General features: G+C 45.5%; 11 protein-coding genes. All 11 read right to left on the bottom strand.

Annotation, left to right across the window (positions count from 1 at the left end):
- Positions 1–46: 46 nt before the first annotated feature.
- Positions 47–691 (bottom strand): thiamine diphosphokinase, encoded by a 645-nt coding sequence (locus FB592_RS09215; RefSeq protein WP_038828214.1) that lies wholly within the window; start codon positions 689–691, stop codon positions 47–49.
- Positions 692–763: 72 nt separating this feature from the next.
- A complete protein-coding gene (gene rpe, locus FB592_RS09210) occupies positions 764–1,417 on the bottom strand; it encodes a ribulose-phosphate 3-epimerase (protein ID WP_014476784.1) in 654 nt (217 codons plus the stop codon).
- Positions 1,418–1,421: 4 nt separating this feature from the next.
- The gene (gene rsgA, locus FB592_RS09205; RefSeq protein WP_038828213.1) at positions 1,422–2,318 is read right to left on the bottom strand and encodes a ribosome small subunit-dependent GTPase A; all 897 of its coding nucleotides are present in this window, start codon (positions 2,316–2,318) and stop codon (positions 1,422–1,424) included.
- Positions 2,319–2,332: 14 nt separating this feature from the next.
- On the bottom strand, positions 2,333–4,279 hold the full coding sequence (prkC, locus tag FB592_RS09200; RefSeq protein WP_015252109.1) for a serine/threonine protein kinase PrkC: 1,947 nt from the start codon (positions 4,277–4,279) through the stop codon (positions 2,333–2,335).
- Positions 4,273–5,037 carry a protein-serine/threonine phosphatase PrpC gene (prpC, locus tag FB592_RS09195; RefSeq protein WP_014479762.1) on the bottom strand — a complete coding sequence of 255 codons (765 nt, stop codon included), beginning with the start codon at positions 5,035–5,037 and terminating at the stop codon, positions 4,273–4,275. The genes prkC and prpC overlap by 7 nt, the downstream gene beginning before the upstream one ends.
- A 6-nt stretch (positions 5,038–5,043) precedes the next feature.
- A complete protein-coding gene (gene rlmN, locus FB592_RS09190; RefSeq protein WP_021479310.1) occupies positions 5,044–6,135 on the bottom strand; it encodes a dual-specificity RNA methyltransferase RlmN in 1,092 nt (363 codons plus the stop codon).
- Between the two features lie 3 nt (positions 6,136–6,138).
- Positions 6,139–7,482, bottom strand: coding sequence for a 16S rRNA (cytosine(967)-C(5))-methyltransferase RsmB (rsmB, locus tag FB592_RS09185; RefSeq protein WP_021479311.1), 1,344 nt, complete (start codon positions 7,480–7,482; stop codon positions 6,139–6,141).
- Positions 7,469–8,422, bottom strand: coding sequence for a methionyl-tRNA formyltransferase (gene fmt / locus FB592_RS09180; protein ID WP_021479312.1), 954 nt, complete (start codon positions 8,420–8,422; stop codon positions 7,469–7,471). Before fmt ends, rsmB begins: the two co-directional genes overlap by 14 nt.
- A 4-nt stretch (positions 8,423–8,426) precedes the next feature.
- The gene (gene def / locus FB592_RS09175) at positions 8,427–8,909 is read right to left on the bottom strand and encodes a peptide deformylase (protein WP_015383630.1); all 483 of its coding nucleotides are present in this window, start codon (positions 8,907–8,909) and stop codon (positions 8,427–8,429) included.
- A 26-nt stretch (positions 8,910–8,935) separates the two neighbouring features.
- Complete coding sequence (gene priA / locus FB592_RS09170; protein WP_041351111.1) at positions 8,936–11,353, bottom strand: primosomal protein N'; 2,418 nt, start codon at positions 11,351–11,353, stop codon at positions 8,936–8,938.
- Entirely contained in the window at positions 11,350–12,570 is a 1,221-nt protein-coding gene (gene coaBC / locus FB592_RS09165) for a bifunctional phosphopantothenoylcysteine decarboxylase/phosphopantothenate--cysteine ligase CoaBC (RefSeq protein ID WP_049139976.1), read from the bottom strand. Before coaBC ends, priA begins: the two co-directional genes overlap by 4 nt.
- Between the last annotated feature and the right edge of the window lie 58 nt (positions 12,571–12,628).

Here is a 12,628-nt window from a genome sequence, read left to right as displayed (position 1 = left end):
TAACCGCCTTGTTCATTGTTTTCAGCAATTGAATGAAAGCACATGCTTAATCCGTGCTTCTTATCATTATTAATATGCCTTTTGCAAACGAAAAAGTACCTCGTGAATGAATGAGTTCGTTACTAATACATAGTGTTGAACCGAGCGTAATATGACAATTATTTAGAGGATATTTAAAACCGGTCAGGGTCAGCTCATGTATGTCTTCGGAAAACGGTATGAAGGAGATATATCGCTTATTTTCATCCTTCTCAATATCATATTCACCAGGAGGGAACATTTGAATATGATTTTGTTTGTCTATCAGCCTAATTTTTATGTTCGTTTTTACACCTCTATACAGAAGCTGAATGTTTCCTAAAAAATGATCAGCTCTGCCGCCTGTAATGCCGAAAATCTGAATAATATCCGGCTGCTTTTCCAGCGCCCAATCAAGGGCGAGGTCTAAATCTGTTTGATCTTTTTCTGCTTGATACACATGAAGGGCGGGAGCGGCTTTTTCTATTCGCCGGCGTTCTTGCTCGGTTATGCTGTCAAAATCTCCGAAGGCTTCAACAGGTATGATCCCTGCATCTAAGAGAGTGACGGTGCCTTTGTCAACACCGATCCAAAGCGTGTGTGCATCCGTATAGCCGGTTAGATCGGGAATGAGATTTTTCGGGCCTCCCGCAACGATATTAATTGTTTTCATCTCTGATTCCTTTCTCTGCATACAGGAAAAAGAGCTTAGGCTATTGTATGCCCAGCTCTTTTCTAAAGCTGCTTATTTGCTTCCTCTGATTTCAGAAATTGCTTTTTTGCGGTCAGACTGCCCATAAACAGCTGAACCGGCAACGAGTAAATTTGCGCCCGCTTCAATGACGAGCGGAGCGGTTTCTTTGTTGACGCCGCCGTCTACTTCAATTAACAGATCTTTTTTTCCTTTTTCATCCGCCATTCGCTTAACCTCTTTTATCTTAGGAAGGACTGAATGAATAAATTTCTGCCCGCCGAAGCCCGGGTTCACCGTCATTAAAAGAACAAGATCGAGATCGTCGAAAACATGCTCGATGACTTGTACAGGGGTATGCGGGTTTAGAACTACTCCGGCCTTCACTCCTTGCTCTTTAATGAGCTGGATGGTACGGTGCAGGTGCGGACATGCCTCAGCATGCACAGACAGGATATCTGCGCCTGCTTTCGCAAAAGCCGGGATATAACGATCCGGCTCTTCTATCATTAAATGGACATCGAGCGGCAGATCCGTTACCGGCCGGACGGCTTCTACAATCAGCGGACCGATTGTGATATTCGGGACAAAATGGCCGTCCATAACATCAATATGAATACAATCGGCTCCGCCTCTTTCTACATCTTTAATCTCATTGCCTAAAGCGGCAAAATCAGCGGAAAGAATAGATGGTGCAACCTTTATCATTATGCTAATACCTCGGCTTTCTGTCTTTAATCTCCGTCATAAATTCAACATAATGGTCATAGCGATACTGCTTTAATTCCCCGTCTTCAACAGCTTGTTTCACCGCGCATTTCGGCTCTTTCAGATGTAAACAGCCTCTAAATTTGCATGAAGCGCTTTTTTCTCTGATATCAGGGAAGGTATAGCCCAGCTCTTCTTCCTCAATGTCTGTAAATTCAAGCGAGCTGAATCCCGGCGTATCTGCAACCAAACCTCCGGACGTGTGAATCAGCTCCACGTGGCGGGTTGTGTGTTTCCCGCGGCCCAAATGTTCGGAAATCTCGTTTGTTCTCAATCCGAGCTCCGGACTGATCGCGTTGAGAAGCGAGGATTTCCCAACACCGGACTGACCGGCAAATACCGTTGTTTTATCCTGAAAATGCGGGATGATGTCCGTTAAACTGTCTTGGTCCTTAGAGGAGGTAAGGTATACGTCATAACCAATATTCCGATAGTCTTCTGCATAGGCTTGTATCGTATCTTCTGTATCTTGATCTTCAATCAGATCCATTTTAGTAATGCATATAATCGGCTGAATATCATTGGCCTCAACGAGAACCAGGAAGCGGTCGAGCAATGCCGTGCTGAAAGAAGGCTGAACCGCTGAGAAAACCAGGACCGCTTGATCAACGTTGCAAATTGGCGGCCTGATAAGCTCGTTGGTTCTTTCTTTAATTTCCATTAAATATCCTTCTTTGTCATTTTCAGCTTGATACACAACATAATCACCGACAAGAGGGGTAATTTTGTTTTTTCTGAAAATGCCTCTTCCTCTGCATTGTATTACTTTATCTGAATCCTCTGATTCATCCAGTACATAGTAAAAGCCGCTTAGCGCCTTAATAATTTTGCCCTCAGGCATATTTTCCCTCCTTGTTATTCATCTTTCGGATACTCAATGGTTTTGTAGCTGACAACTTTATTGTTTACCATTACTTGATAGTACCCTTTTTGGCCGGGTTCAATCTTTAGTTCGATCGTTCGTTCAGTCGGCTCTTTTATCTTAAATTCTTCGTAAGTGTCAGAGATGCTGTGATCCGCATCGTCAACCGCGATTTGCACTTGAAGCTCGTCCCCTTCATTTTCTGGTTCGTAGGGGATCTTGACCTTTTCTTTCACTGTTTTCGCAGGTTTTTTCTCTGGTCCGAGAGAGAATGTCACTTCAACTTCGTTTCCCGGCTTTACTGCCGTACCTGCTGCTGGTTTTTGTTTGACAACCTGTCCTTCTGGAACATCATCTGAGTATGCTTCTTTTTCTACAAGCTTCAATCCGTTGTCTTCCAGATATCCAGACGCTGCTTCTTTACTGTAGGTTTTCAAGTCTCTAAGCGTAATGTCTTCGGGTCCGATACTGACTGTAAGTTTGACTTGATCTTCACTCGGGACAAGCTCAGTCCCTGCTGAAGGATTTTGGTCAATGACAGTGCCCGCATTTTTCTCGTCATTCACTTCATTTACCGTTACATGTTTAAACCCTTGGTCCTTCAACGCTTTTTTTGCCTGGTCGACCGTTTGGCCTGTCACATCACCGATCTCCGTTTTTGCTTTTCCGGTGCTCTTATAAAGGGTGACCGTGGCGCCTTCTTTGACTGTGGTATCCGCTTTAGGATCCGTTTTTACCATCAGGCCCTCTTCAATTTTTTCATCTGAGATTTCCAACACCTCGGAATCAACCTGTAAACCTTCTTTTTCCAAGAGCCCTGCGGCTTTTTCGTATTCCATTCCGGAGACATCAGGTATTTTGACATCCTTAGGCATGAAAAGCGACGGAAAAACAGTGACAGCAAGAATTCCAGCTGTGATAAAAACGAGGCATATCGTGAGCAAAACCCACGGCCACTTTTTTCTTTTGCCGTTCTTCTTTGTCTTGTTTTCTTGTGCGGTTGTCACTTCAGCTTCTTTTTCGCCAGCAGCTTTAGCAAGTTCTTCATCTTTAATGATAGGTATCGCTTTTGTCATTTCTTCATCTTCTTGAATCGTAAATCTCTTTTCATTGAGTCTGTCGGCATCAAAAGCTGTTTTTATGTCTGCTTCCATGTCTTCAGCCGTTTCGTAGCGATGAAAAGGATCTTTGGCAGTTGCCTTGAGTATGATGTTTTCAACGCTTTGGGGGACCGATGGATTCCACCTTTTTGCCGAAGGAGTTTCCGCTTGAAGATGCTTCAAGGCGATGCTGACTGCTGACTCTCCATCAAACGGAATACGGCCGGTTAAAAGCTCAAATAGAACGATTCCAAGCGCATAAATATCCGATTTCTTTGTGGCTAAGCCGCCCCGGGCCTGTTCAGGTGATAAGTAATGGACCGAGCCCAGAACTGAATTGGTATGGGTGATTGTGGTCGAACTTAGTGCCGTCGCAATTCCAAAATCCGTTACTTTGATATTTCCCATATGATCAATCAAAATGTTATGCGGCTTGATGTCTCTGTGAACAATCTGGTTTTGATGGGCATGAGCGATGGCTGAGACAATTTGCTCCATGATGTTCAGCGCTTCTTTAGGGTGAAGCGGCCCATTTGCTGTTATGTATTCTTTAAGCGTCATGCCTTCAACGTATTCCATGACAATATAATAAATATCATCTTCCTCGCCCAAATCGTAAATGCTGACAATATTCGGGTGATCGAGGCTTGATGCGGATTGGGCTTCTCTGCGGAAACGTCTGATAAATTCATTGTCATTTGCATAGTCAAACCGCAGGATTTTAATTGCGACTTCACGGTCTAGAATGATATCCTCAGCTAAATAAACGTTGGCCATTCCCCCGCCGCCTATAACGCGGAGAATTTGGTAACGCCCGCTGATCCGCTTGCCGATTAGCACTGATCTTCACCCTCTTCAACTTGTAAAGCAAGCTCAAGCAAAACTGCTGTTATGTTGTCTTCTCCGCCATTCTGATTGGCTTTGTCCACAAGCAGGTTTACTTTTTCCTGAGGAGCTGAATCGCTTTGCAGGATGTCTTTTAATTCAGTGCCTTCCACTTTATTCGTCAGTCCGTCAGAACATAGAAGCAGTTTGTCTCCGGGTTCTATATCAAAAGAACGGGTGTCAATGCTGACTGACTGGTCTGTTCCAAGCGCCTTCGTCAACACATTTTTTCGCGGATGATGTTCAGCGTCTTCTCTGGAGATCTCTCCAGTGCGAACCAGTTCATTTACAAGCGAATGGTCTTCTGTCACTTGAACGAAATCATCGTCCTGAAGCAAATAGCATCTGCTGTCTCCGATATGGGCAACAGAAACCGTTTTCCCCGTAAAAAGTGCACATACAATCGTCGTCCCCATGCCTTGGCATTCTTCGTGGGCTTGAGCGTGATCGTATATTTTGCTGTTTACCGAAAGAATCTGTTCAATGAGCCATTTTTCACATTCCGAGGGCGCAGTTGGAATCGTCTCTGCTTCATTCCATTTCTCCCCCATGGCTTTCACAGCCATCTTGCTCGCAACATCTCCAGCAAGATGGCCGCCCATGCCATCAGCGACAACCGCTAATATAAATTCATCTTTCCCCTTGAATATCCCCGCATCATCTTCATTATGCTGGCGGATTTTTCCTGTATCTGTTTTTAAGGCTGTTAACAACCCTCATCACCTCGTCTCGTCTTGACGCTCCTTCGCGCGAAGCTGACCGCAGGCTGCGTCAATGTCATGTCCTTGCTCTCTTCGGATTGTGACATTTACTCCGCGGGATTTCAGCGTTTTTTCAAAAGCAAAAATCTGATCACGCGGTGTGCGCACATAGTCCCGTTCAGGCACGTAGTTTACCGGAATCAAGTTCACGTGGCATTTGACTCCTTCCAGCAAGTCGGCAAGCTCTTCGGCGTGTTCCACCTGGTCGTTTACGCCTCCGAACAGTCCGTATTCAAAGCTGATGCGGCGTCCTGTTTTATTAATATAATATTTAACGGCTTCCATTAGATCAGGCAGTTTATATGCTCTGTTAATCGGCATCAAACGGCTTCTGATTTCTGTGTTCGGCGCGTGCAGAGAAATTGCAAAGTTAATCTGCATTTGCTGATCAGCAAATTCGTAAATTTTCGGGATGATTCCACTCGTAGAGACCGTAATATGGCGAGCACCGATATTCAGGCCCTTGTCATGGTTAATGATTTTCAAGAAAGCGAGCATTTCGTTAAAGTTATCAAAAGGTTCGCCGATTCCCATGATCACGACAGAGCTGACGCGTTCATCCGTTTCATCAAGAGCTTTTTGCACTTTAACTACTTGAGCGACAATTTCCCCCGCTTCAAGGTTTCGTTTTAAGCCTCCAAGCGTTGACGCGCAAAATGTGCAGCCAATACGGCAGCCGACTTGTGTCGTTACACATACAGAATTGCCATACTCGTGTCTCATTAAAACGGTTTCGATGGTATAACCGTCATGAAGCTCAAACAAAAACTTCATCGTACCGTCTTGAGAGGTTTGTTTAACAGCCGTTTTCAGCGTTGTTAACACAAAGTGAGTGTTTAATTTCTCACGCAGATCCTTTGAGAGGTTTGTCATTTCTTCAAAAGAAGATACGCGTTTTTCATATAGCCATTCAAAAATCTGAGCCGCACGGAACGGTTTCTCTCCGTTGTCTGTCAGCCATTGTTTAATTTCGTCTAATTCAAAAGAATAAATCGACGGACGATCTGTCCGCAATTCTTTTCTTACTTTTGTTTTATTAAGTTCTGCCATTGCTTATCCCTTCTTTCTCATGCTGCAAATAAAGAAACCATCTGTTCCGAAATAATGAGGAAGGATTTGAAGCCTTCCATCCCGAACAAAGGGTCTCACCTTTTCAGGCAGCCGCTTTTCAAGAGACAAATCGGGTTCAAAATCAGGATGTTCTTGTATAAACGCATGTATTACTTCATCATTTTCTGTCCGGTCCATTGTACACGTACTGTAGACAAGAGTGCCACCTTTTTTTACTAATGGTGCGATTTCCCTCAGGATCGACAGCTGGATTTCAGCTAGACGCGCGCTGTCGTCAGGCTTTTTCGTGTATTTCATGTCCGGCTTTCTTCTGATAACACCGAAACCTGAGCACGGAGCATCAACCAATATCCGGTCAAACTGTTCGTTTTCAAACGTTTCCCCCGCTTTTCTCGCATCCATTGTCTCCGCATGAATGATTGTCAGGCCAAGACGGTTTGCCGCTTCTTTGATCAGCTTCACTTTATGTTTGTGAAGATCAAGCGACGTAACGCTCCCCTTGTTCTTCATTAATTCTGCGATATGAGCTGACTTGCCGCCAGGCGCCGCACACGCGTCAAGCACTGTTTCATCAGGCTTAGGATCAAGGGCGCGGGCGACGAGCATGGAGCTCTCATCCTGGATGGATACTTCGCCGTTTTGGAAGAAATGAGTTCCGGCAATTGATCCCTTTAAGAGCTTCACAGCATCTTCAGCGAGATCGCCTTTTTCAACTTCGATTCCCTCAGCAGCCATTTGGTCAAGCAGCTCAGCTCTGTCTGCTTTCATTTGATTGACACGCAGCGTCTGCTTCGGCGGAATGAGGTGGATACGGCAAATCTTTTCGGCCGCGTCAAACCCATACGCATCCGCCCACTCTTTCACAAGCCATTCCGGATGGCTTGTTTCTGTCGCCAGCCTGCGTACAGGATCTTCGATGGCGTCAAAGGATGGAACACCTTCGCGCTGGATAGAACGAAGCACGCCATTGACAAAAGAAGCAATGCCTTTGTGTCCGCGGATTTTAGCAATCTCAACCGCTTCATGGATGGCTGCCCTGTCTGGAATCTTCTCTAAATACTCCATTTGATATAAGGATAGGCGAAGAAGCTGAATCACCCACGGCTTTACCTTTTGAGGCTTATTGATAAACGGTTTAAGCATATAATCAAGCGCGATCTTATTTTGTAATGTACCATAGACAAGTTCAGTCAAAAGCCCTCTGTCCTGATCACTCAGTTCATTTGATTTAATGACCGATTTCAGCAGCAGGTTGCTGTATGCCTGGTTTTGTTCTAATTTGATCAGCGCCTCAAGGGCGATGTCACGAACACTAGTTTTTTTCATTGTTTACTCCTAACACATCACCGGCTTCAACATGAGCTCCTCGCACAAAGTCTTCGCCTTTCATTCGTTTCTTGCCTGCCGGCTGGAGTTCGGTTAATAACAGAGCCGTATCGTTACCTGTGGCAACGATAATCCCTTCCTTTTCAACCGCAACGACTGTGCCGGGCTCAGCTGTTGTTGGTGCCGGTATTTTTTTCGACGCCCATACTTTCAAGTTTTGTCCGTTTAGAGTCGTATAGGCAACAGGCCATGGATTTAAGCCGCGGATCTGGTTGTAAAGCTCTTCGCCCGTTCTGGACCAGTCGAGCAGCTCTTGCTCTCTTTTGATATTAGGCGCGTACGTCGCTTTCTCTTCATCCTGCTTTTCAGGTGAAATGCTGCCGGCAATAACGTTTGGAACCGTTTCAGACAACAGCTTCGCGCCAGCAACGCTTAATTTATCGTGCAGTGTTCCGACATTGTCGGTTTCTTCAATGTCCACTTCCACTTTTGAGATCATGTCCCCGGCATCCAATTTTTCTACCATATACATAATGGTAACCCCGGTTTTTTTCTTTCCCTGCAGAATGGAATAATGGATCGGTGCCCCGCCGCGCAGTTCCGGCAAAAGAGAGGCGTGAACGTTAATGCAGCCGTATTTTGGACTGTCGAGAAGCTCTTTAGGCAAAATTTGTCCGAATGCCGCCGTTACAATCAGGTCAGGCTTTAATGCCAGCACTTTCTCAATTTCTTCTGTCAATCTGACTTTTTCCGGCTGAAGAACCGGGATGCCGTGGCGCAATGCCTCTTCCTTTACCGGAGGAGGTGTCATGACTTTTTTTCTGCCCTTCGGACGGTCCGGCTGTGTGACGACCCCCACTACTTCATATCCGTCCTCAATCAGGGTTCTTAAAACAGGAACTGAAAAATCTGGCGTTCCCATAAATACGATTCTCGTCATCAAATCATCCTTCCATATCCGCTAGTTCATCTTCTGTATAGTATTTACTTATTTTAGATGTAAACAGCACACCGTCTAAGTGGTCCATTTCATGCTGCACGGCTCTTGCTAAAAAGCCTCGCGCTTCCAGAATGAACGGTTTTCCCTGACGGTTAAACGCACGCACTTTGACATAATCGGCACGTGTGACATCACCATAGACGCCAGGAAAGCTCAAGCATCCTTCAATTCCGGTTTGCTCGCCGCTTTTTTCTAAAATTTCAGGATTAACGAGATCAATTCTCCCTCTGTCATCCCCGATGTCTACAACTGCTGCTCTTTTTAAAATGCCGATTTGCGGCGCTGCCAGTCCGACACCATCCATTTCAAGCATGGTGTCGTACATATCATCAAGCAGTTTTTTTAGCTTTTTATCAAAAACAGTCACGGTTTCCGCAGGTGTTTCCAAAACCTCCGCAGGATGTGTGACGACCTTTTTTACTGCCAATTTGTTACCCTCCAAGACGTGAGATCTTACATCATCATATAAGGATTCATATCAATTGAAATCATTACATGTTTTTGTTCAATTTCGCGTTTATAATGTTCCAGTATCTTCTTCAATAAAGCGGATAACTGGGTTTCCTGTTTGTATTTTATCACGCATTGATAGCGATATCTATCTTTGATCCTGGCTATCGGCGACGCGCTTGGTCCGAGAATTTTCGTGTCAGCTCCGCAGTTTGCTTTCAAAAAATGAGCGATCTTTTCAGCTGTAACCGCTGCTTTCGCCACTTCCTCATGAGAAACAGTCACAAGAGCCAAATAGTAGTATGGCGGATAGGATTGCTCTCTCCTGTGCGCCATTTCATGCTGATAGAATGTTTCATAATCGTGTGTCTTCGTCAGCTGGATACTGTAATGAGACGGTGTATACGTTTGAATGATGACATGGCCGGGCTTTTCATGCCTGCCTGCCCGGCCGCTGACTTGCGTTAACAGCTGAAATGTTTTTTCAGCCGATCTGAAATCAGGAATATGAAGTGTTGTATCAGCACTTAACACTCCGACAAGCGTGACATTCGGAAAATCAAGCCCTTTCGCGATCATTTGCGTTCCGAGAAGAATATCCGCTTTTCCTTCTCCGAAAGCTGACAGTAATTTTTCATGGGCGCCTTTCCGTGATGTCGTGTCAACATCCATCCGAATCACTCTCGCACTTGGCAGCACTTTTGTCAGCTCTTCCTCCACTCGCTGTGTTCCCGTTCCGAAAAAGCGGATATGCTCGCTTGCGCATTCAGGACAAGTGTGCGGAACAGGCTCTTCATGTCCGCAATAATGGCATTTCAGCCTTTGGCCGTAACGATGATACGTCATGGAAATGTCGCAGTGCGGGCATTGCGGGACATAGCCGCAATCCCTGCACATCACAAAGGAAGAATAGCCCCTCTTATTTAAAAACAGCACCGCCTGCTCACCCTTGGCAATCGTTTCTTCAAGCTTTTCCATCAATTCAACTGAAAACATCGAGCGATTGCCGTTTCTAAGCTCCTCTCTCATATCGACAAGCGAAACCTCAGGCATCACCCGGTGGTTAACACGGTGCTTCAGTGAAAGAAGCTCGTATACGCCCTTTTGCGCTCTTGCATATGACTCTAATGTCGGCGTAGCACTCCCTAATACAACCGGGCAGCTGTGATGCTCAGCCCGCTTGATTGCCACCTCTTTCGCATGATAGCGCGGCATTTCTTCCTGTTTATAGGAAGACTCGTGCTCTTCATCGATGATTATCATTCCGAGATTTTCAAACGGAGCAAAAATCGCGGATCTGGCACCGACGACAAGCCGTACTTCCTTCCGGTGGATTTTACGCCACTCGTCATATTTTTCTCCTGTGGATAAACCGCTGTGCATGACTGCCACCTGGGAGCCGAAGCGGCCCTTGAAGCGGTTGACCATTTGCGGCGTCAGCGATATTTCGGGTACGAGGACGATGGCTTCTTTTCCTTTCGCCAGTACTTTTTCAATTGATTGCAGATAAATTTCCGTTTTTCCGCTTCCTGTCACGCCGTGAAGGAGGAACACTTTATGCTCATCGCTGTCCAATGTCTCGCGTATGGGCTCAAAGGCAGCCCTCTGTTCGTCTGTCAGCGGCAGGGGCTCTGTTTTTTTGAACATTTTGTCCTGATAGGGATCTCTGTAAACCTCTTCATAGCTTTCCTTCAAAAGCCCTTTTTGGATAAGGGTTTTGATGGTTGCAGAGCTCGTGTCCGTTTTTTTGCACAATTCCGCTGCAGGAATTTTCACACCTTCCGGCTCAGAGATGAGAAAGTGAAGAATCGCCTGCTGTTTTGCTGCTTGGCGGGACAATCCCTCAGCCTGCTTAGCAAGCTCTTCTTTACTCGCATTTGCCTGAATATGCCTGACCATTTTTTTATTGGTTTTTTGCGCGACTTTATACGTCACGTCAATGGCCCCTTTTTGAACATGCCTTTGAATCAGTTTCAGCGTATCATGATCGGGTATATCTGAATACAGCAGCGTCTTTGTTTCAGAAAACAGCCGTTCCACTTGCGGCGGAAGATCGGCGCCGTGTGCAATTTTTAATTCTTTTTCATATTTCGCCTTTAAGGCGGCAGGCAGCATTGCTTGAAGCGCCGTTATTTTAAAAGACAGCGTTTTGTCCGACAGCCATGATGACAGATCCATAAGCTCCTCTGTCAGAACAGGTGTAAGATCTAATAAATCCTCTACTTCCTTGACAGATTTTCCCGATAGGTCAGATGCTTCTTTGACTGCTGTCACAAACCCTTGAATCTTACGGGGGCCAAACGGAACAATGACCCGCATCCCCGTTTTGATCATGCCCTTCAGATGGTCTGGGATTTTATAATCAAAAGGCCTGTCTATATTTTTGGTGCTGACATCAACGATGACTTCTGCAAAATTCATGAGCGCTCTCCGGTTTGTTTTGAGAGGGCTACGATCTCCTGAAGGATTTCAAAAGAAACATCGAGCTTAGACATAATCGGGAGTTCGCGTTTATGCCCGTCTTTGAAAAAGATTGTCACGATATTCGTATCAGCACCAAAACCGGCCCCATTTGCTTTCACATCATTTGCAACAATCAAATCAAGGTTTTTAGCGGCGAGCTTTTTACGTGCATAGTGTTCAATGTCTTGTGTTTCGGCGGCAAATCCGACCAAAATCTGCTCTTTCTTTTTCTCGCCCAATTCTTTCAAAATATCGACTGTTCTTTTCAGTTCTAAGGTCATGCCGCCGTCTTGTTTTTTCATTTTATGGTCAAATACTGTTTTCGGCGTAAAATCGGCTACCGCAGCTGTTTTAATGACTATATCGCTTGCGTCATACACAGAGAGCACAGCTTCGCGCATATCCGCAGCCGATTGAACCGGGATAAACTCAGCAAGGCCTTTAGGCTGATCAAGTGAAACAGGCCCAGAAATTAAGGTTACCCGTGCGCCGAGCTGAACAGCAGCCTCCGCTAGTGCGTAGCCCATTTTGCCCGTCGATTTATTGGTAAAAAACCGGACAGGATCAACCGCTTCCCGCGTTGGACCGGCTGTAATGACCACATGCTTGCCTTCTAAAGGAGCGGATGTTTCTTCAGCAAAATGTTTTTCGGCCAGCTTTACGATGTTTTCCGGCTCTTCCAATCTGCCTTTTCCTACGTAACCGCATGCTAAATAGCCCTCACTTGGCTCAATAAAACGATAACCGTCCTGATAAAGAACAGAAATGTTTCGTTTGACTGCCGGGTGGTCATACATATGAACGTTCATTGCCGGCGCGATCCAAACGGGAGCCGTTGCTGCCAACAATGTTGTCGTCAGCATATCATCAGCGATGCCGTTTGCCAGTTTTCCAATCACATTTGCAGTAGCCGGTGCTACGATAATCAAGTCAGCCCAGTCTGCAGCATCAATATGAGAAATAACGCTTGGATTTTGTTCTTTAAATGTATCTGTATAGACTTCGTGGCGGCTCAATGCCTGAAATGTCAGCGGTGAAACGAATCGGCAAGCGGATTCAGTCATAATCACTTTGACATTTGCTCCTGCCTGAACCAGCTTGCTCGTTAACGCACAGGCTTTATAAACAGCGATGCCTCCGCTCACGCAAAGTAACACATTTCGATTGTTAAGCAATAAATTCTCCCCCTCTGCACTTTACAAAACCGCACGGAAAAAAATAACAACCTACATG

It is taken from the genome of Bacillus sp. SJZ110 (genome assembly GCF_006715455.1).
Classification (GTDB): domain Bacteria; phylum Bacillota; class Bacilli; order Bacillales; family Bacillaceae; genus Bacillus; species Bacillus subtilis.
The sequence above is the reverse complement of the archived record's forward strand: the minus strand, read 5'-3'. Positions and strand labels throughout refer to the sequence as shown.